Here is a 20,244-nt window from a genome sequence, read left to right on the forward strand (position 1 = left end):
GCCGGGTCAGGGCCGTGGTACCGGTCAGGTCTTGCGGAGGCTCAGGGCCCGCTGCAGCACCACGAAGATCAGCAGCAGCACCCCGATCACGATCTTGGTCCACCAGGAGCTGAGGGTGCCCTCGAACGTGATGATGGTCTGGATCAGACCGAGCACCAGCACACCCAGCACGGAGCCGAGCACGAAGCCGGTGCCACCCGTCAGCAGCGTTCCGCCGATGACGACCGCCGCGATCGCGTCGAGCTCCATCGCGACACCGGTCAGCGAGTAGCCCGACCGGGAGTACATGGCGAACAGCAGTCCGCCGAGTCCTGCGCACGTACCGCTCACCACGTAGGCGAGCACCTTGGTGCGGGCCACGGGCAGACCCATGAGCAGGGCGGACTGCTCGCCGCCACCGATCGCGTACACCGTGCGGCCGAACCGCGTGAAGTGCAGCACGAGGAAGCCGGCGCCCACGACGACCAGCGCGATGAGCACGCCGGACGACATCCGCCATCCGCCGAAGATCTGCACCCAGCTCGCGAGCCCGACGAACGACGCGTTGTCGATGGCGATGGACTCCGGCGCGATGACGAAGCACAGACCGCGCGCGAAGAACATGCCGGCGAGCGTCGCCACGAACGGCTGCACCTGGAAGTAGTGGACCATCACGCCGTGGGCCAGACCGATCACGGTGCCGGCGCCGACGGCGAGCGGGATGACCACGGCGGGCGGCAGGCCCGCCTGGAGCAGCGTCGCGGTGACCACCGTGGAGAGGGCCAGCACCGACCCGACCGAGAGGTCGATGCCCCCGGTGAGGATGACGAAGGTCATGCCCACCGCGAGCACGATGAGGTGCGCGTTGTTGATGAACAGGTTGGACACGACGGCCGGCGACAGGAAGTTCTCGTACCGGGAGCCGCCCAGGATCAGCATGAGCGCCAGCACGACGAACGTGCCCAGCACGGGGAGGTAGCGCCGGTCCAGCCGGGTCGGGATCTTCAGCGCGCGCGAGGCGCGTGCGGGGGCCGACGTCGTCATCGGGCCTTCACCTCCGTCGAGTCAGGGCGCGCAGCGGGCTGCGGCTCGGATGGCGGCGTCGGTCGGCGGGTGGCCGACGCGAGCCGCTCCCGCATCCGCGGCGACTGCAGCAGCGTCACCACGATGACGACCAGCGCCATGAACAGGGGCGTGACCAGCGGCGAGATGCCGAGCACCGTCACTGTCCGCTCCAGGGTCGCGATGACCAGCGCGCCCACCAGCGTGCCCGAGAGGTTGAACTTGCCGCCCGAGAGCGCCGTCCCACCGATCACCACCGCGAGGATCGCGTCGAGCTCGATGAACAGACCCGCGTTGTTGGCGTCGGCGGCCATGGTGTCCGCGCTGATGAGCAGGCCCGCGAGGCCGGCGAACAGGCCCGAGGCCGTGTACACGGTCCAGGTCAGGGTCTTGGACCGGACGCCGGAGAGGCGGCTCGCCGCCGGGTTGATGCCGGTCGCCTCCAGCAGCATGCCGAGCGCGGTGCGGCGCACCACGAACGCGACCACCGCGAACACGCCGAACGCGATCACCGCGGCGACGGGCAGGCCGAGCCAGAAGCCCGAGCCCAGCGTCTTGAACGGACCGCTGTTGACGGTGGTGATCATGCCGCCGGTGATGAGCATGGCCACACCGCGGCCCGCTGTCATCAGGATCAGCGTGGCGATGATCGGCTGGATCCCGAGCACGGACACCAGGAACCCGTTCCACACGCCGAGCACCAGGCACAGCGCCAGGGCCAGGCCCACGGCGGTGAGCACGGTGACCGGTGAGTCCGGGTTCGGCGACGACGCGAGGTGCGACAGCGCCACCGCACCCGAGACCGCGACCACCGCGCCGACCGAGAGGTCGATGCCGCGCGTGGCGATGACGAGCGTCATGCCGAGCGCGACGAGCAGCAGCGGCGCGGTGGTCCGCAGGATGTCGATCGGGGCGCCGAACAGGTGCCCGTCCCGGACGGTGATCGCGAGGAAGCTGGGCCGCGCGACCGTGTTGGCCACCAGCAGGACGACCAGCGCCGCTACCGGCCAGAAGAGGTGGTGCCGAAGGAGCTTCGTCACGCTGTCCCACCCCCGGCGATGAGGTCGACCACCTGGTCCATAGTCGCTCTTCCTCCGTCGATCTCCGCCACCTTGCGGCGGTCCCGCATCACGGCGATGCGGTGGGATATGCGCAGCACTTCTTCGAGCTCCGCCGAGATGAAGACGACGGACATGCCCTCGGCGGCCAGGTCGGCCACGAGCTTCTGGATCTCGGCCTTGGCGCCGACGTCGATGCCGCGCGTCGGCTCGTCGAGGACGAGCAGCTGCGGCGCCGTGGCGAGCCACCGCGCGAGCAGCACCTTCTGCTGGTTGCCGCCCGAGAGGTTGCGCAGCAGCGCCTCGGGGTCGGCGGGCCGGATCCCGAGCTGCTGGATGTACGACGCGACCAGCTCGTCGACCTGCTTGCGGGGCAGCGGCCGCATCCAGCCGCGCCGCGCCTGGAGAGCGAGCACGATGTTCTCCCGCACGGTGAGACCGTCCACGACGCCCTCGCCCTTCCGGTCCTCCGACGTGTAGGCGATGCCATGGCCCATCGCCGCACGCGGTGTCCGTAGCCGGGTCGTCTGCCCGGACACACGGGTCTGCCCGACGTCGGCCCGGTCGGCGCCCGTGAGCAGGCGCGCCAGCTCCGTACGACCCGAGCCGAGCAGGCCGGCGAGGCCGACCACCTCACCCTCGTAGAGATCGAGGTCGAAGGGCTGCACCGAGCCCTTGCGGCCGAGACCGACCACCTGCAGCAGCGGCGTCGCGGCGGCAGGTCGCTCGGCGTGCTCGACCACCTCCTCGGCGGCCTCCAGCACCTCCATGGACCGGCCGATCATGTGCTGCACCAGCTCTGCGGCCGGCAGGTCCGCGGTGGCGTACTCCCCCACGAGGGCGCCGTTGCGCAGCACCGTCATGCGGTCGGAGACCTCATAGATCTGGTCGAGGAAGTGACTCACGAACAGGATGGCGACCCCGTCGTCGCGCAGGGCGCGCATGACGGTGAACAGGTGCGCCACCTCGTCCGTGTCCAGGCTGGAGGTGGGCTCGTCGAGGATGAGCACCTTGCAGTCGCTCACCGTGGCGCGGCAGATCGCGACGAGCTGCTGCACCGCCAGCGAGTGCGACCCCAGGGACGAGGACGGGTCGATGCTCAGGCCCATCCGCTCCAGGTGCGACGCCGCCTGCCGACGCATCGCCGGCCAGTGCAGGCCGCCCAGCAGGCGCGGCTCCGCGCCGAGCATGATGTTCTCCGCGACCGTGAGGTTCTCGCAGAGATTGACCTCCTGGTACACGGTGCTCACCCCGTGCGCGCGCGCGTCGGCGGGGCCGGTGAACCGGCGCTCGACGCCGTCGACCAGGATCGTCCCCGCCGTCGGCGAGTGGATGCCCGTGAGGGCCTTGATCAGGGTGGACTTGCCAGCGCCGTTCTCACCCATGAGGGCGTGGATCTCGCCGGGGCGGAGGCGGAAGTCGACGCCGTCCAGGGCTCTCACCGGGGGGAACTCGACGCTGATGCCGGTCATCTCGACGACGGCTGGTGCTGTCTGCTGGGTCATCCTCGACCTTCTAACGTGCGTGGCCCTGGTTGTGGCCTGTCGTCGGTCGAGCTTGCCGGGACCTGGGCCCCGGCAAGCTCGACCGACGAGCGCCCACAGCCGGACGGGCCGGCGGCAGGGGCGTCAGTACTCGCGCGTGGGGAGCGCTTCCTTGGCCGACTCCTGGTCGAACGCCAGGTCCTCGACGACGATGCGCTTCTCGACCTCTTCGCCGGCGACGACCTTCTGGGCGATCTCCGCCAGGTCCGGCCCGAGCAGCGGGTTGCACTCGACGATGTAGTTGATCTTGCCGTCGGCGAGCGCCTGCATGCCGTCCTTGACGGCGTCGATCGTGACGATCTTGATGTCCTCGCCCGGCGTCATGCCGGCCGCCTCGATGGCCTCGATCGCGCCGAGCCCCATGTCGTCGTTGTGCGCGAACACGAGGTCGATGTCGTCGTGCTTGTTGAGGAAGCCCTCCATCACGGTCTTGCCCTCGGCACGCGTGAAGTTGCCGGTCTGGCTGTCGATGATCTCCAGGTCCGAGCCCGCGACGGCCGACTCGAAGCCTTCCTTGCGGTCGATCGCCGGGGCGGCTCCCGTGGTGCCCTGCAGCTCGACGGCCTTGTACCCCTCGCCGTCGTACTGCTCGACGACCCACTCGCCGGCCATCTCGCCCTCCTTGACGAAGTCGGAGCCGATGAACGACTCGTAGAGGGTCTCGTCGCTCGAGTCGACGGCGCGGTCGGTGAGGATCACGGGGATCCCTGCCGCCTTGGCCTCCTGGAGCACCGGGTCCCATCCGGTCTCGACCACCGGGGAGAACGCGATGACGTCCACGCCCTGGGTGATGTAGGACCGGATCGCCTGGATCTGGTTCTCCTGCTTCTGCTGCGCGTCGGAGAACTTGAGGTCGAAGCCGTTCTCCGCGGTGAGCGTGTCCTGGATGGACTTGGTGTTGGCGGCTCGCCACCCGGACTCGGCGCCCACCTGCGAGAAGCCGAGGGTGATGACGCCGTCGTCGGTGGTGGCGGCGTCGGTCTCGCCTCCACCGGCCGGCTCACCACCGGCATCCGAGGCGCAGGCGCCCAGCGTGAACAGCGAGGCTACGGACACCGCGGCCAGAATGGTGCGGGTCAGGGTCGTGCGTGCCATGTCTCCTCCTTGAGATCCTGCACGGCATCGTGCGAGGACGAGCGGGGTATGTGCCCGCCTCGAATGTTAGCGCTCACATGGCACCTTTCATAGAGCGTCACGTCACGGTCCAGTAACGAGTCCGCCAACGAGTCCGGCCCGTTCTCACCCTCCGGAGAACGGCCGGACCCACCCTTCGATACGGCCTGTCAGCGCACCCCGGCAGCCACCGGCCAGCCGTCGTCCGACCACGCCAGCTCCTGGATCGCCAGCCGGAAGTCGCCGTCCGACGCGCCGTCGTAGTAGTGGAAGGCGAGGTGCCCGCGGGAGACCGACTGCCCGCCCGGCCCGACCATCGCGCCCTCGGTGCCGAGCACCGGCGTACCGCCGCCCAGCACGAGATCCTTCCCGTCGGCGTCCACGTACGGGCCGGCGACCTCCCGCGACCGCCCGACCGCGATGTTGTAGGTCGACTCGGCGCCGCGGCAGCAGAGGTCCCGGGAGAAGAACAGGTAGTACCAGCCGTCCCGCTCGACGACGTAGGGCGCCTCGATGGGGTTGTCGGGCACGCCGATCCGGCTCGCGACCGTGACGGGCTCGGCGCCCGCCACCGGCTTGCCGCCGGGCCACTCCAGCGGGAGCACCTGGAGCCCGCCCCAGAACGACCCGAAGAACAGCCAGGGGTCACCTTCGGCGTCCTCGACGATGCCGGGGTCGATCGCGTTGAAGTTGTCCCTCCCCGGTACCGACTCGACGACCATGCCCTGGTCCGTCCAGCCGTAGCCGGGGGCGTCCGGATCCGGTGTCGTACCCGTGCGCAGACCGATCGCCGAGCGGTTCGAACCGAACGTCGACGCCGAGTAGTAGAGGTACCAGGTGCCGTCGTGCTCGTAGAGCTCGGGCGCCCAGAGGTTCTCGACGCCGTCGACGGTGTCGCGGACCCACTGCGGGTCGGAGCTCGCGTCCCAGGCGGTGCCGGCCTCCGCCCAGGTACGCCCGCCGTCGTCGGAACGGCGTACCTGCGGTGCGCCGGCCCCGACGTGCGCGTCGCCGGTCGAGTACACGAACCACGGCTCGCCGTCGGCCCCGGCGACCAGGGCGGGGTCGTGCACCCGGAGGTCCCCCGCCAGGTCGAGCACCCGAGGACGGGGCTCCCACGGCCTGGTGAGGACCAGTGCCGCCACCGCGACGGCGACACAGACCGCCGCCACCGCGACGACGGCGGTCCGACGCCGGATCACTCGCGCTCCAGGCGCAGCATCGACCAGGAGACCGGGGGCAGCTCGGCCCGCACGCGGTCGTCGGCCACCTTCGCCGACGTGTTGGGCTGCGGCAGCACGCTGGTGTCGTCGTCAGCGGTGGCCTGCCAGGTGTGGTCGGGGTTCGACAGCGTGACCGCCTCGGCCACGCGCATGCCCGGGAAGCCGCGGAGGTCGACGTCGAGGACGACCGGCTCGGTCAGCGACCGGTTCACGGCGAACACCACCACGTCGCCGGACTCGGCGTCGTGCGTGGCGACGGCGTCGAGCACGGCGACGTCGCCGAACTTGGCGGTCTCGTGCACGGGCGAGTCGATCGCCAGGCGCAGCACCTCGCCGGCCGCGTGGCGGGCGGTCAGGGCGAACGGGTGGAAGATCGTCTGCTTCCAGATACGCCCGCCCGGCTCGGTCATGATCGGCGCGATCACGTTGACGAGCTGGGCCATCGACGCCGAGTGCACGCGGTCGGTGTTCCGCAGCAGGGAGATGAGCATGTTGCCCACCACGACGGCGTCGGCCACGTTGTAGCGGTCCTCGAGCAGCACGGGCGCCACCGGCCAGTCGTCGCCCGACGGCGGCCGCGACTCGGCGCGCTTCTGGTACCAGACGTTCCACTCGTCGAACGAGATGTGCACGCGCTTGGTCTGCTTGCGGGCCGCGCGCACGGCGTCGGCGGTGGCGGCGACCGACTCCACGAAGTGGTCCATGTCCACGACCGAGGCCAGGAACGACGCCAGGTCGCCGTCCTCCTCCCAGTAGTAGGCGTGCGCGGAGATGTAGTCCACGTGCTCGTACGCCTCGGTCAGGACCACCCGCTCCCACTCGCCGAACGTGGGCATCTGCGACCCCGACGACCCGCACACGACGAGCTCGAGGCCGGGGTCGATCATCCGCATGGCCCGGGCCGTCTCCGCGGCCAGGCGCCCGTACTCCTGCGGGGTCTTGCTGCCGATCTGCCAGGGGCCGTCCATCTCGTTGCCCAGGCACCACATCGTGATCCGGTACGGCTCCTCGGCACCGTTGGCCCGGCGCTGGTCCGCCCAGTACGAGCCACCCGGGACGTTGCAGTACTCGAGCAGGTCGAGCGCCTCCTGGACACCGCGGGTGCCCAGGTTGACGGCCATCATCGGCTCGACGCCGGCCTTGGCCGCCCAGCGCATGAACTCGTCGACGCCGACGAGGTTCGGCTCGGTCGAGTGCCAGGCCAGGTCCAGCCGCGGCGTGCGCTGCTCGACCGGCCCCACGGCGTCCTCCCACCGGTAGCCGGAGACGAAGTTGCCGCCCGGGTAGCGGACCGTCGAGACGCCGAGCTCTCGCGTGAGCTCGATGACGTCACCACGGAAGCCGTCGGCATCGGCGGTGGGGTGCCCCGGGTCGTGGATCCCGGTGTACACGCAGCGCCCGAGGTGCTCGACGAACGAGCCGAAGGTGCGGCGACGCACGGGTCCGACGACAAAAGCAGGGTCGAGGGAGACGGTGGCGGAGTGCATGAAGGTCCTCTCGTGACGGCAGCGATGCCGCGGGTATACATCGTTGTAGAAGTGATGCTAGCGTGTGGCTCATCGATTTTCCATCGATGTAACTTCAAGGTCGAAGAGACAAACCGGCACGCTCCGCGACACGTTGTGCCCGCCACTTCCGGCGGCACCGCCCGCACCCAGCAGCCCGGCTCACGAGAGGAACCGTGATGAAGAAGTCACGCCTGACCACCGGCATCGTCGCTGGCCTGGTCCTGGCCTCCACCGCTGCGTGCAGCGCTGGTTCGGGAACTGACGACGACGGCAAGCTCACCTTCATGTTCCGTGGGGGCGAGGACGAGAAGGCCGCCTACCAGGAGGCCATCGACAGGTTCTCCGAGGAGAGCGGCGTCGAGGTCGAGGTCATCGTCACCGACGCCGACCAGTACGCCACCAAGCTCCAGGCCGCGATCTCGGGCAACAACGTGCCCGACGTGTTCTACATCGAGCAGGCCAACCTGCAGTCCTACGTGACGTCGGGCGTGCTGCTCGACATCACCGACCACGTCGAGGCCTCCGGCGTCGACCTGGACAATCTGTGGGAGTACGGCGTCGACTCCTACCGCTACGACGGCACGATCCAGGGCACGCCCGAGGGCGCGCTCTACGGCCTGCCGAAGGACGTCGGCCCGTTCGCCATGGGCTACAACAAGACGATGCTCGAGGCCGAGGGCATCGAGCTGCCGAGCCCCGACGAGCCCTACACCTGGGACGACTGGCTCGAGGTGCTGAAGAAGGTCACCAAGGACACCGACGGTGACAAGAAGATCGACCAGTGGGGCACCGGCCTCAACGTCCAGTGGAACATGCAGGGCTTCGCCTGGAGCAACGGCGCCGACTGGACCAACGAGGACCGCACCGAGGTCACCGTGGACACCCCCGAGATGGCCGAGGCGATGCAGTACATCGCCGACATGACCACCGTGGACGAGGTCACCCCGAACGCCGAGCAGGCGGCCACGCTGGACACGTACCAGCGCTGGATGGAGGGCCAGATCGCCTTCTTCCCCGTGGGCCCCTGGGACGTGAGCACGTACAACGAGCTCGACTTCGACTACGACCTCATCCCGTTCCCCGCCGGTTCCACCGGTGAGCCCGCGACGTGGATCGGCTCGCTCGGCATCGGCGTCTCGGCGACGACCGCCATGCCGGAGGAGGCCGCCGAGCTGGTGACCTACCTGTCCGCCGACGAGACGGCGCAGCAGACCCTGGTCGACGCGGGCATCCAGGTGCCCAACCTCAAGGACATGGCCGCCGAGTGGGCGGCCGAGGAGGGCGCGAGCCCGGCCAACCGCCAGGAGTTCCTCGACATCGTCGAGGACTACGGGCGCCCGATGCCTGCCGCCATGACCTACGGTGCCGCCTGGTACGACGAGATGTGGACCAACATCCAGCCCGTCATCGACGGTCAGCAGGACGCCGCGGAGTACCTCGCCGAGGTGGAGCCGCGCATGCAGGCCCTGCTCGACGAGTCCAACGCCCAGGCCGAGCAGGCCGCGGCCGCGAGCGCCGGCAACTAGCCCTCGTCCTTGGTTGTGGGCGTGATCGTTGCGCCTCTCGCGGTCAGGAAGTCGCAACGATCGCGCCCACAACCCGGGCCACTGCAGAGAGGAACGTCATGGCTGGCTCGACTTCGCGCCTGCACCGGTCCGAGCACCGCTGGGCTCTCGCCTTCGTCGCGGCCCCGGTGATCGGCTACCTGCTGTTCACGCTGTACCCCGTGGGCTTCGCGGTCTACGCCTCCTTGACGAACTGGAACGGCCTCGGGGTCATGCGGTTCGTCGGTCTCGAGAACTACGTCCGGCTCGTCAGCGACAAGAACTTTCTCGAGTCGCTCTACAACACGTTCTTCTACATGATCGGCATCCCGATCGGCCTGGCCGTGTCGCTGGCCCTGGCCGTCGCGATGAACCGCAAGATCGTGGGCCTCACCGCGTTCCGCACCATCTACTACGTGCCGGTCATCTCGTCCCTCGCGGCGATCGCCATCCTGTGGCAGTGGGCGTACAACGGCGACTTCGGCCTGGTCAACCAGGCGCTGGCTCTCGTCGGCATCGACGGGCCCAACTGGCTGGCGAGCACGTTCTGGGCCAAGCCGGCGATCATCCTCATGGCCATCTGGAAGGGCCTCGGGTTCTCGATGATCCTGTACCTGGCCGCCATCCAGTCGGTGCCGCGCTCGCTCTACGAGGCCGCGCAGCTCGACGGCGCGAACGGCTGGCAGCGGTTCCGCACCATCACGCTGCCCATGGTCCGCCCGGTGACGTTCTTCCTGGTCGTGACCAACGTGATCGCCGGTGCGCAGCTGTTCACCGAGATCAACATCATGACGCCGACCGGTGGGCCGGAGTACAGCACCGCGTCCGCCGTCTGGCACATCTGGCGACAGGCGTTCAAGTACCAGCAGATGGGGTACGCGACGGCCATGGCGATCGTGCTCGGCCTGCTCATCCTCGTCGTCACCCTGATCCAGTTCCGCCTGAACCGGCGCAACAGCTTCGTCATCGACTGAGCCGGAGGAATCATGAGTCTTACGACGGCCCAGAGCCGCGAGCCCCTGAACCGCACCCCTCTCGGCGGCGTCCCGCTCGGCCGCAAAGCCCCCGGCCGCGCCCCGATGAGCCGCACCACGAGCACCCGGATCGGCGACTGGCTGGTCTTCGTCCTGCTCTCCGCCGGGGCGGTCGTGATGATCGCCCCGCTGGTCTGGATGTTCTCGACGTCCTTGAAGACCAAGAACGAGGTCTTCGCCCTACCGCCCGTGTGGATCCCCGAGGTGCCCCAGTGGGACACCTACGTGCGGATGTGGCAGGACTCCAACATCCTGACCGGGTTCCAGAACAGCTTCATCGTGGCGGCGTCCGTCACGCTGCTGGGCATGGTCACGTGCTCGATGGCGGCGTTCGCCATCGCGAAGATGCGCCTGCCGTTCCGCAACCTCATCTTCATCGGCATGCTGACCGGGATCATGATCCCGTACCCGACGCTGATGATCCCGCAGTTCGTGATGTTCTCGCGGATCGGCTGGGTGGACACGCTCCTGCCGCTGATCGTCCCGGCGATCTTCGGCAACATCCTCGTGATCTTCTTCCTGCGGCAGTACCTCGAGAACGTGCCGAACTCGATCATCGAGGCGGCCAAGATCGACGGCGCGAACTTCTGGCAGGTCTTCTGGCGGCTGATCTTCCCGATCATCCGGCCGGCGGTGGCCGCCCAGTTCATCCTCTGGTTCATGATGGTCTGGAACGACTACCTGGCACCGATCCTGTACCTGAACACGCCGGAGCGGCAGACGCTCCAGGTGGTCATCGCCAACATGAACGTGCAGTACGCGACCCAGCGGGACTACCCGCTGATCATGGCCGCGTCGTTCGTCGCGCTGCTGCCGATCCTCGCGGTCTTCCTGATCTTCCAGCGGCAGATCATCGAGTCCGTCGCCCTCACCGGGACCAAGGGCTGACATGGACACCTCCACCTGGGGCGGACGGCACGTCCACGACCCCACCGTCGTCCGCGACGACGACGGCACCTACTGGATGTTCTCCACGGACGCGCGGTCGGACGGGCCGGTGCGCGCCGGCGTGCAGGTGCGTACCTCGCGCGACCTGGTGAGCTGGACGTTCCACGGCTGGGCGCTCGACGGCGTTCCCGGTCCGGCTGCCGACTGGTCCGGGGCGCCGGGCCTGTGGGCGCCCGACGTCGTCCGGGCGGGTGAGCCGGGCGCCGAGTGGCGCATGTACTACTCCGCGTCGACGTTCGGGTCGCGCCGGTCGGCGATCGGCCTCGCGGTCGCCCCGCACCCGTCGGGCCCGTGGACCGACCGCGGCATCGTCGTCGCGAGCGACCACGTGGACGGCCCGCCCGGGTTCGGACATCCCAACGCGATCGACGCGAACCTCGTCACCGAGCGACCCGGTGGGCGCCAGTGGCTGGTCTACGGGTCGTTCTTCGGCGGCATCTACGCCCTGCCCGTCGACCCGGCCACCGGGTTCGTCGTCGACCCACCCGCACCCGGCGCGCTGCGTGACGCTCCGGGAACGCTGCTGGCCCGCCGCTCGCGGCGCGCCGACGGCGCGGTCGAGGGCGCGTTCGTCCTCCCCCGGCCTGACGGCGGCTGGGCGCTGCTGGTCTCGTACGACTCGCTGGCCGGGCCGTACCACCTGCGTGCGGCCGTGGGGGACGACGTCGCGGGGCCGTTCCGGGACCGGGCCGGGCAGCTGATGACCGACGGTGCGGCCGGGACCGAGGGCGCGGCGTCCGGCGTCGACCCGTGGCGGATCGGCGTGCCAGTCCTGGCGAGCCACCGCCTGGCCGGCGGTCCGGGCCTCCTCGCGCCGGGCCACGCGTCGGTCCTCACCGAGCCCGGGCGGCAGCTCCTGGTCCACCACGTGCGCGACGCCGACGCCCCGACCGAGCACCGTGTCCAGGTCCGCCGGCTCGTGTGGACCCACGACGGCTGGCCCGTGATCTCACCGCAGCCCTGGGCCGGCCCGGACCGGGAGGACGACGACACGGGTGGCTGGCCCGCCGACCCCGGCGCGCTCGACGGCACCTGGGAGGTGCTCGACGTCGGCGCCATGCCCGCGAAGGTCGCCGACGGCGAGACCGGGACCCTCGGCGAGGTGCTCGACGGCGCCCTCGCCGGCGTCGGCGCGGCGCGCCCGCTCGGCGCGGGCCGCTTCACCTGGGGGCCGGACGACGAGGCGGCCGCCACCGGCTGGACGGCGGTCGTCTTCCCCGCCTGGGACGCCGTGCGCGACCGTGCGACCCTGTGCCTGGCGGCGACGGACCACGCCGGTCGAACGGTGACCGGTACGAGAGTGGACGACCGGTGACCGAGCTCAGGCCGGACAAGCCGGTGCGCGACACCTCGGCCGAGGACGAGCTCGGCTGGACCGGCGGGGTGATGCGGGTGCTCCGCCGCGTCACCCGCCTGGTCGAGGTCAACGTCCTGGTCCTGCTGGGTGCGCTCGCCGGCGGCGTCGTGCTGGGACTGTGGCCCGCGGTGCGGGCGGCCAGCGCCCTGCTGCTCGACGCCGACGCGACCGAGTCACCCTGGCGGCCGTTCTGGCGGGCGTGGCGGGACGACTGGCGCCGGACCAACCTGCTCGGTGCTCCGCTGACCGTGGTGGGCGCGGCGCTGGCCCTCGACTTCCTCGTCCTCGGGCAGCTGGACGGTCCGGCGCGGGCGGCCCTGCAGGCGGGGCTCGTCCTGGTCGGGGTGTGGACCGCCGTCGCGCTGGCCTACTGGCCGCGCGTGGTGCTGCGCTACGACCGGTCCGCGTTCGACACGTGGCGCTTCCTGCTGCTGAGCCCCCCGCTGGGCCCCGGCACGGCGGCGGGCGCGGTGGTGGTGCTCGGCGTGTGCGGCCTGGTGGCGTACGTGGTGCCGTTGCTCGGGCTGCTCGCCGGGATCGCGGTGCCGCTGTGGCTCAGCGGGCTGATGGTCGACGAGCGCCTGAACCGGATCGACGAGGTCAGCCGGCCGGCAGAGGGCTGACGTCGGTGTCCTCGACCCGGCCCGGCATCACCGCCACCACCCGTTCGCCGTCCCCCCGCACGTCGCCCGTCGACTCACGGCCGACGACCCGCGCGTCGGGCACGATGCGCCGGATCGGCTCGGTGGTGCCGCCGATCCGTGCCACCAGCAGGTCCACGGCGGTGCGCGCGATCTCGTCGCGGCCCGGGTCGACCGACGAGATGGTCGGCACGGTGTAGCGCACGTCGTCGACGTCGTCGAACCCGATGAGGGCGATGTCGCCGGGGATGTCGATGCGCCGCTCGTGCAGCGCGTGCAGCGCGCCGAGCGCCATCGCGTCGTTCAGGGCGAACACGGCGTCGATACCGGTCCCGGAGTCGAGCAGGCGGCCCATCGTCTCCGCGCCGGTGGCGCGGTGCCAGAGGCCCGCCTCCCCCACGAGCGCCGGGTCGAACGGGATGCCCGCGTCGGCGAGCGCCCGCTCGTAGCCGGCGAGCCGCAGCGCCGCCGAGCCGATGACCTCGCCGGCGTGCGCGCCGACCACCGCGATGCGTCGCCGGCCCGTGGTGATGAGGTGCGCGGTAGCGGCCCGTGCGGCCTCCACGTTGTTCATGGTCACGTGGTCGGCCCGCGCCCCGAACACCCGCTCGCCGAGGACCACGAGCGGGAAGTCGACGTCGAAGTGGTCGAGGTCGTCCTGCCCGAGCGCGAGGGGCGAGAAGAGCACACCGTCGGTCAAGTGGCGACGGCGGCCTGCGAGCACCTCGAGCTCCCGCTGCCGCTCGGCCCCGGTCTGCTCGATGAGCACCGACCAGCCCTGCTCGTCGGCGGCACGGATCACCGAGTCGGCGAGCTCCGCGAAGTACGGCAGCGACAGCTCCGGCACGTTGAGGGTGATCATGCCGGTGCGTCGCGTGCGCAGGTTGCGGGCCGAGACGTTCATCCGGTAGCCGAGGTGGTCGATCGCCTCCTCGACGCGTCGGCGGGTGGACTCACGGACGTGCGGGTACCCGTTCACGACGTTCGAGACGGTCTTGACCGAGACACCGGCGCGCTGCGCGACGTCCTGCATCCTCACCGGCATGGGTGCGCGCCCTTTCGACGGATGGGTGGCTCGGCGCGAGCGCTCCCGATATACTCTACATCGTTGTAGAAGTACGTTCGGACCAACTTCGGAGGACAAAGATGTCACCACGCAGACCACTCGCGGCGCTCGGTGCGCTCGCCATCACGGCGGCCCTCGCGATCGGCGCTCCGGCGTCGGGCGCGGCGGCCGGCAGCTCGTCCGGTGCAAAGGGCGGCCCGCCCGGGGCGATCGACGTCGCCGGCGACGTCGCCCCGATCCACGACCCCGCCCTCACCGTGGACGACGACGGCACCTGGTGGGTCTACTCGACCGGCCTCGTGAACCGCGAGAACGGCGGGACGGTGCAGATCTGGTCGTCGCACGACAAGGGCGCCACCTGGGCCTACGAGGGCACCGTCTGGGACGAGATCCCCGCCTGGATCGACGAGCACTTCTCGGACGGCGCCCTGCCGGACAACCTGTGGGCGCCCGAGATCTACGAGCACGACGGCACCTACTACCTGTACTACTCGGCGTCCCGTTTCGAGACCAACAACTCGGTCACGGCGCTCGCCACGAACACCACCCTCGACCCGGACGACCCGGACTACGAGTGGGTGGACCAGGGGCCGGTCATCAGCTCCCCGGGCCCGATCGAGGACGGCAAGGAGTTCAACGCGATCGACGCCGGCATCGTCACCGGCAAGGACGGCACGCCGTACATGGCGATCGGCTCGCACTGGTACGGCATCTTCCTGGTCGAGATCTCCTGGCCCAGCGGCAAGCCCGTGGACGGCGCCCTGGAGAACGCCGTCCACCTGGTCGACCGGTTCGCCCCCGGCAACCGGGTCGAGGCCCCGTACATCGAGAAGCGGGGCGGCTGGTACTACCTGTACGTCTCGTTCGACGCCTGCTGCGCCGGGGCGGACAGCACCTACAAGGTGGTCGTCGGGCGGTCCCGCACGGTGACCGGTCCGTACCTCGACAAGGAGGGTCGCGACATGGTCGGCGGCGGGGGCACGGTGCTCCTGGAGTCGAACGGCCCGATGGTCGGCCCGGGCGGTCAGTCCGTGCACGACGGCGTCCTCGCTTACCACTACTACGACGGCGCCAACGCCGAGAACCCGTACTTCCCCACGCTCGGCCTGTACCGCCTCGGCTGGTCGAAGGGCTGGCCGGTGGTCAACACTCGCTGAGTGCGGGCTATTTGCGGCCTGGAGGGCCTCCAGGCCGCAAATTTCCCGCACTCAACGAAAGAGGGGGCGGGATGGGGGCGAATCCGTCTTGGGGTGGATCTGCTCGGCGGGGTGGTCGTGGTCTGCTGGTCCCGGCATCGCAACCGACCTTGAGGAGCCGACATGGAACTCAGCCTCGCCGAGGAGTACCTGCTCCTCGCGCTCGACGACACCTCGGGCCGGCCGCTGATCAGCGGACAGCACCTGCAGTTCGCCCTGGCCGGGGCATCGGTCGCCGACCTCACCCTGCGCGGTGCGCTCGAGGTGTCCGACGGCGCGGACGGCGGCCGCGCGGGCCGGTTCCGCGTGACCGGCCGGGCGACGCCGTCGGACCCGATGCAGCGCGAGATCCTCGAGCTGATGCACGAGCGCAGGCCCAAGGACTCGATCCGGAAGGTGGGGCAGGGCAGCTTCGCCAAGCGGCTCCGCGACGCGCTGCAGCAAGGGCTGGCTGCCCGGGGCGTCCTGCGGGAGGAGGAGGTCAAGATCCTGGGGCTGTTCCCCAGCTCCACCTGGACACCGCACGACCCGACCCTGGAGACCGCCGTCCGCGGGCGGGTGCTGGCAGCCCTGACCGGGCGCGCCGACGCGGACGAGCGGACGGCGGCCCTGGTCTCGCTGCTGCTCGCGACCGACCTCAACCGCAAGGTCTTCCCCGACCAGGACCGGCGCGCGCTCAAGCGCCGGGCGAAGGAGATCGCCGAGTCGGAGTGGTCCGGCGCCGCGGTGAAGCGTTCGATCGACGAGGTCACCGCGGTGATGATCGCGACGACGGTGGCTGCGACGAGCGCAGCCACGGCGGGCAGCAGCTAACCCCTCGTTGAGTGCGGGCTATTTGCGGCCAGGATGGCCTTCAGGCCGCAAATAGCCCGCACTCAACGAATCAGGGTGGGTCAGAGGCCCTGGGCCACGCGGTAGTAGACCTGGTTCCAGCGGACCTGGTCGGCGAAACCGCGACGGGTCGTGTCCTCGTCGATGACGAGCAGCTCGGTGCGCGCGATGTTCGCGAACACCTCGAACGCCTCGATGCCCGCCGCGGTCGACATGACCGTGTGGTGCGCGCCGCCCGCCGTCAGCCACGACTCGGCGGAGACCTCGAACGACGGCCGCGGCGCCCACATCGCGCGGGCGACCGGCAGCTTCGGCAGGTCGTGCGGCGGGGTGACGACGTCGACCACGTTGGCCGTGAGCCGGAACCGGTCGCGCATGTCGGCGAGCGAGACCACCACAGCACCGTCGACGGCGTCCGCGGAGAACACCATGCGGACCGGGTCCTCCTTGCCGCCGATGCCGAGCGGGTGGACCTCGATGCGCGGCGTCGAGGTGGTCAGCGACGGGCAGACCTCGAGCATGTGCGCGCCGAGGATCAGCTCGGAGCCGGGGGTGAGGTCGTAGGTGTAGTCCTCCATCAGGGAGGCGCCGCCCGGCAGCCCCTCGCCCATGACCTTGGCCGCGCGCACGAGGACCGCCGTCTTCCAGTCGCCCTCGGCGCCGAAGCCGTAGCCCTTTTCCATGAGGCGCTGGACCGCCAGGCCGGGGAGCTGGCGCAGGGCGCCCAGGTCCTCGAAGTTGGTGGTGAACGCCTTGGCGCCGACCGCCTCGAGGAAGCCCTCCAGCGCGATCTCCTGGCGCGCCGCATAGCGCAGGGAGTCGTGCCGCTCGCCACCGGCCCGGAGCCCGGGGGCGACGTCGTACTTCTCCTCGTACTGGGCCACCAGCGTGTCGATGGCGGGCTCCTCGACGGCGTCGACGGCCGCGACCAGGTCGTTCACGCCCCAGGTGTTCACCGAGACGCCGAACCGCAGCTCGGCCTCGGTCTTGTCGCCTTCGGTGACCGCCACGTTGCGCATGTTGTCGCCGAAGCGGACCAGCTTGAGCTCGTGCGTCGCCGCCCAGCCGGCCGCGCCGCGCACCCAGGTGCCCACGCGGCGTGTGACCGCCGGGTTCGAGACGTGCCCCACCACCGTGGTCCGCGCGACGCCGAGGCGCGTGGCGATGTACGCGTACTCACGGTCGCCGTGCGCGGCCTGGTTGAGGTTCATGAAGTCCATGTCGATGTCGTCCCAGGGGAGCTCGACATTGGCCTGCGTGTGCAGGTGCAGCAGCGGCTTGCGCAGCGCGTCCAGGCCCGCGATCCACATCTTGGCAGGGCTGAAGGTGTGCATCCAGGTGACGACGCCCAGCACCTTGTCGTCGCTGTTCGCGTCCAGCATCGCGCGGCGGATCGCCACCGAGTCCTTGAGGACGGGCTTCCACACCACCTTGACCGGCACGTCCGACGACGCGTCCAGCGCGCGGGCGACCTCCTGGGACTGCTCCGCGACCTGGGCAAGGGTCTCCTCGCCGTAGAGGTCCTGGCTCCCCGTGAGGAACCAGACCTCACGGTCCGCGTAGGGCTTGGTGCTCATGCCTGTCCTTCCGTGTTCTGGGCGTCGGCCGCGGCGGTGCCCGACGGCGTCGTCGCGGGCTGGCCGTAGACGTTCTGGTACCGGTCGTAGAGGGAGTCGATGTGCTGCTGCTCGATCGGGACGGGCTCGCCGAGCTGGCGGGAGATGTGCACCGTGCGTGCGACCTCCTCGACCATCACCGCCGCCTTCACGGCGCCGCGCGCGTCCTTGCCGATGGTGAACGGGCCGTGGTTGCGCATCAGCACGGCGGGGCTGCGGTGACCGCTCAGGGTCTCCACGATGCCCCGGCCGATCGAGTCGTCACCGATGATCGCGAAGGGACCCACGGGGACGGGCCCGCCGAACTCGTCGGCCATCATCGTGAGCACGCAGGGCACCTCCTCGCCGCGTGCGGCCCAGGCCGTCGCGTAGGTGGAGTGCGTGTGCACCACGCCGCCCACCTCGGGCATGTGCTGGTACACGTACGCGTGCGCCGCGGTGTCCGACGACGGCGAGCGCGTGCCGTCCAGGAGGTTGCCGTCCAGGTCGCAGACGACCATGCCCTCGGGGGTCAGGTCGTCGTACGAGACGCCCGACGGCTTGATGACGAAGAGGTCGGCGCTGCCGTCCGGCACGTCGGGGTTCGGCACGCGCTGCGAGACGTTGCCCGCCGTCCAGACCACCAGGTCCCAGCGCGGCAGCTCGGCGTGCAGGTCCGAGACGACGACGCGGACGCGCGCCACCTCGTCCTGGACCGCCTGCGAGTAGTCGGTCAAGGCTCTCGTGGTCATCGTGCTGCCTCCTGCGTCGTGTCTCGGGTCGGGAGCGTCTCGACGGCGGCGCGCTCGATCGCGAGCCCCGCGCTGTAGCGCTCCAGGAAGGCGGAGAATCCCGCCACGTCCTCGGCGTCCGGCTCGACGACGTCGAGCGCGGCGTCGGAGAACACCTCGGCACCCAGGTAGGACCCCAGGCCCTGCTCGGGGGCCGCCGCGCCGCGCGCGGACGCCCGGTAGGCGGCGAGCACCGCGATGCCCCAGGCACCGCCCTCCCCCGCCGTCCGGCCCACTGCGACCGGTGCGCCGAGCGCGGCGGCCAGCAGGCGCTGGGCCACACCCTCGGTCTTGAACAGGCCGCCGTGCGCGAACATGGTGTCCAGCTCGACCTGCTCCTCCGCCAGGACCCGCATACCGAGGCTCAGCGTGCCGAACACGCTGTAGACCTGGGTCCGGGCGAAGTTGCCCAGGGTGAGCCGGCTGTCGGGCGTGCGGGTGAACAGCGGGCGCCCGGCCTCGAGGCCGGTGATGGGCTCGCCGGACAGGTAGTTGTAGGCGAGCAGGCCACCGCCGTCGGCGTCGCCGTCCAGGGCGGACCGCAGGAGTGCCTCGAAGACCGCGCCCGGCTCGGCGGGCCGGCCCAGTGCCGCGGCGAACTGGCCGAACAGCTCGGCCCAGGCGCCCAGCTCGCTGGCCCCGTTGTTGCAGTGCACCATCGCGACGAGGTCGCCGGCCGGGGTCGTGACGAGGTCCAGCTCCTCGTGCACGCGCTCCAGCGGCTTCTCCAGGACGACCATCGCGAAGATGCTGGTCCCCGCGCTGACGTTGCCGGTGCGGGGCGCCACGGAGTTCGTGGCGACCATGCCGGTCCCGGCGTCGCCCTCGGGCGGGCACAGCGGGATGCCCGGGAGCAGCGTGCCGGTCGGGTCCAGCAGAGCCGCTCCGTCCGCGGTCAGCGCACCGGCGTCGGCGCCGGCCGGAAGGACACGCGGCAGCAGGTCCGCGACGCCCCGGCCAGGACCACGGCCGCCCACCAGCTCGTCGAGCTGGGCCAGCATCCGCTGGTCGTAGTCCTTCGTCGCCGGGTCGATCGGGAACATGCCGGAGGCGTCGCCGACGCCGAGCACCTGCTGCCCGGTCAGGCGCCAGTGCACGTAGCCGGCCAGCGTGGTGAAGTGCCGCACCTGGGCCACGTGGGGCTCGTCGTCGAGGATCGCCTGGTACAGGTGGGCGACCGACCAGCGCAGCGGGATGTTGTGCCCGAGCAGGCCGGTCAGCTCGGTCGCGGCGCGCTCGGTGCTGGTGTTGCGCCAGGTGCGGAAGGGCACGAGCAGCTCGTCCGCCTCGTCGAACGCCAGGTAGCCGTGCATCATCGCCGAGACGCCGATCGCGCCGACGGTGCTGGGCCGCACGCCGTACTGCCGCTCGACGTCGGCCAACAGCGCTGTCACCGAGGCCTGCAGACCGCTCCAGACGGCGTCCAGCGAGTAGGTCCACACGCCGTCGACGAGCTGGTTCTCCCAGTCGTGGCTGCCGCTCGCCAGCGGCGCGTTGTCCGGCCCGACAAGACACGCCTTGATCCGGGTGGAGCCGAGCTCGATACCGAGAGCGGTCCGTCCCTGCTCGATCGCCTCGCGGAGGCCCGTGAGCCGTCCCGCTCCTTCGTCCTGCCGCTCCACCATCGTGGGCCGCTCCGTCCTGCCCGCATCGTCGCGAGGCGTCGTTCGTGTCACCGTCGGTCGCTGGTCACGGTAAGCCGTCGGCTGACGGCCCACGGCGATGTTAGCGCTCACACGATACGTTACGACAGC

17 protein-coding genes are annotated in these 20,244 nt (G+C 70.6%); 7 read left to right on the forward strand and 10 right to left on the reverse strand.

The window, feature by feature from the left end; translation table 11 throughout:
- Window positions 1-24: 24 nt before the first annotated feature.
- From yjfF to arfA, 6 genes are all read right to left on the reverse strand, one after another.
- Window positions 25-1,023: a galactofuranose ABC transporter, permease protein YjfF gene (gene yjfF, locus LUM46_RS00050; protein WP_274991499.1), complete on the reverse strand. Its 999-nt coding sequence runs from the start codon at window positions 1,021-1,023 to the stop codon at window positions 25-27.
- On the reverse strand, window positions 1,020-2,081 hold the full coding sequence (locus LUM46_RS00055) for an ABC transporter permease (protein WP_274991500.1): 1,062 nt from the start codon (window positions 2,079-2,081) through the stop codon (window positions 1,020-1,022). The genes yjfF and LUM46_RS00055 overlap by 4 nt, the downstream gene beginning before the upstream one ends.
- Entirely contained in the window at window positions 2,078-3,604 is a 1,527-nt protein-coding gene (locus LUM46_RS00060; protein WP_274991501.1) for a sugar ABC transporter ATP-binding protein, read from the reverse strand. The genes LUM46_RS00055 and LUM46_RS00060 overlap by 4 nt, the downstream gene beginning before the upstream one ends.
- A gap of 123 nt (window positions 3,605-3,727) precedes the next feature.
- Entirely contained in the window at window positions 3,728-4,738 is a 1,011-nt protein-coding gene (locus tag LUM46_RS00065) for an ABC transporter substrate-binding protein (RefSeq protein ID WP_274991502.1), read from the reverse strand.
- Between the two features lie 188 nt (window positions 4,739-4,926).
- A complete protein-coding gene (locus LUM46_RS00070; protein ID WP_274991503.1) occupies window positions 4,927-5,958 on the reverse strand; it encodes an arabinan endo-1,5-alpha-L-arabinosidase in 1,032 nt (343 codons plus the stop codon).
- Window positions 5,955-7,466, reverse strand: coding sequence for an arabinosylfuranosidase ArfA (gene arfA / locus LUM46_RS00075; RefSeq protein WP_274991504.1), 1,512 nt, complete (start codon window positions 7,464-7,466; stop codon window positions 5,955-5,957). The genes LUM46_RS00070 and arfA overlap by 4 nt, the downstream gene beginning before the upstream one ends.
- A gap of 197 nt (window positions 7,467-7,663) precedes the next feature.
- Between arfA and LUM46_RS00080 the strand changes: the two genes are divergently transcribed.
- The 5 genes from LUM46_RS00080 (at window position 7,664) to LUM46_RS00100 (ending at window position 12,993) form a co-directional block, all read left to right on the forward strand.
- On the forward strand, window positions 7,664-9,013 hold the full coding sequence (locus tag LUM46_RS00080; protein ID WP_274991505.1) for an ABC transporter substrate-binding protein: 1,350 nt from the start codon (window positions 7,664-7,666) through the stop codon (window positions 9,011-9,013).
- Between the two features lie 98 nt (window positions 9,014-9,111).
- Complete coding sequence (locus LUM46_RS00085) at window positions 9,112-10,005, forward strand: carbohydrate ABC transporter permease (protein WP_274991506.1); 894 nt, start codon at window positions 9,112-9,114, stop codon at window positions 10,003-10,005.
- A gap of 12 nt (window positions 10,006-10,017) precedes the next feature.
- Entirely contained in the window at window positions 10,018-10,953 is a 936-nt protein-coding gene (locus tag LUM46_RS00090; protein ID WP_274991507.1) for a carbohydrate ABC transporter permease, read from the forward strand.
- A 1-nt stretch (window position 10,954) separates the two neighbouring features.
- The gene (locus tag LUM46_RS00095; protein WP_274991509.1) at window positions 10,955-12,328 is read left to right on the forward strand and encodes an arabinan endo-1,5-alpha-L-arabinosidase; all 1,374 of its coding nucleotides are present in this window, start codon (window positions 10,955-10,957) and stop codon (window positions 12,326-12,328) included.
- Window positions 12,325-12,993: a YesL family protein gene (locus LUM46_RS00100; RefSeq protein ID WP_274991510.1), complete on the forward strand. Its 669-nt coding sequence runs from the start codon at window positions 12,325-12,327 to the stop codon at window positions 12,991-12,993. Before LUM46_RS00095 ends, LUM46_RS00100 begins: the two co-directional genes overlap by 4 nt.
- Here the strand turns inward: LUM46_RS00100 and LUM46_RS00105 are convergent.
- Window positions 12,971-14,056 (reverse strand): LacI family DNA-binding transcriptional regulator, encoded by a 1,086-nt coding sequence (locus LUM46_RS00105; RefSeq protein ID WP_274991512.1) that lies wholly within the window; start codon window positions 14,054-14,056, stop codon window positions 12,971-12,973. The genes LUM46_RS00100 and LUM46_RS00105 overlap by 23 nt on opposite strands.
- Before the next feature lie 101 nt (window positions 14,057-14,157).
- Between LUM46_RS00105 and LUM46_RS00110 the strand changes: the two genes are divergently transcribed.
- Both LUM46_RS00110 and LUM46_RS00115 read left to right on the forward strand, forming a co-directional pair.
- The gene (locus LUM46_RS00110; RefSeq protein WP_274991513.1) at window positions 14,158-15,234 is read left to right on the forward strand and encodes an arabinan endo-1,5-alpha-L-arabinosidase; all 1,077 of its coding nucleotides are present in this window, start codon (window positions 14,158-14,160) and stop codon (window positions 15,232-15,234) included.
- A 162-nt stretch (window positions 15,235-15,396) separates the two neighbouring features.
- Window positions 15,397-16,086: a GOLPH3/VPS74 family protein gene (locus LUM46_RS00115; protein WP_274991514.1), complete on the forward strand. Its 690-nt coding sequence runs from the start codon at window positions 15,397-15,399 to the stop codon at window positions 16,084-16,086.
- 80 nt (window positions 16,087-16,166) lie between these two features.
- Here LUM46_RS00115 and araA read toward each other — a convergent pair whose 3' ends face one another.
- From araA to LUM46_RS00130, 3 genes are read right to left on the reverse strand one after another with little or no spacing between them, the layout of a single operon-like run.
- Window positions 16,167-17,681, reverse strand: coding sequence for an L-arabinose isomerase (gene araA / locus LUM46_RS00120; protein ID WP_274991515.1), 1,515 nt, complete (start codon window positions 17,679-17,681; stop codon window positions 16,167-16,169).
- A complete protein-coding gene (locus LUM46_RS00125; protein ID WP_274991516.1) occupies window positions 17,678-18,451 on the reverse strand; it encodes an L-ribulose-5-phosphate 4-epimerase in 774 nt (257 codons plus the stop codon). The genes araA and LUM46_RS00125 overlap by 4 nt, the downstream gene beginning before the upstream one ends.
- Complete coding sequence (locus tag LUM46_RS00130; protein ID WP_274992043.1) at window positions 18,448-20,115, reverse strand: xylulokinase; 1,668 nt, start codon at window positions 20,113-20,115, stop codon at window positions 18,448-18,450. Before LUM46_RS00130 ends, LUM46_RS00125 begins: the two co-directional genes overlap by 4 nt.
- Window positions 20,116-20,244: the final 129 nt, after the last annotated feature.

The sequence above is a fragment of the Promicromonospora iranensis genome (assembly GCF_028994805.1).
Classification (GTDB): Bacteria; Actinomycetota; Actinomycetes; order Actinomycetales; family Cellulomonadaceae; genus Promicromonospora; species Promicromonospora iranensis.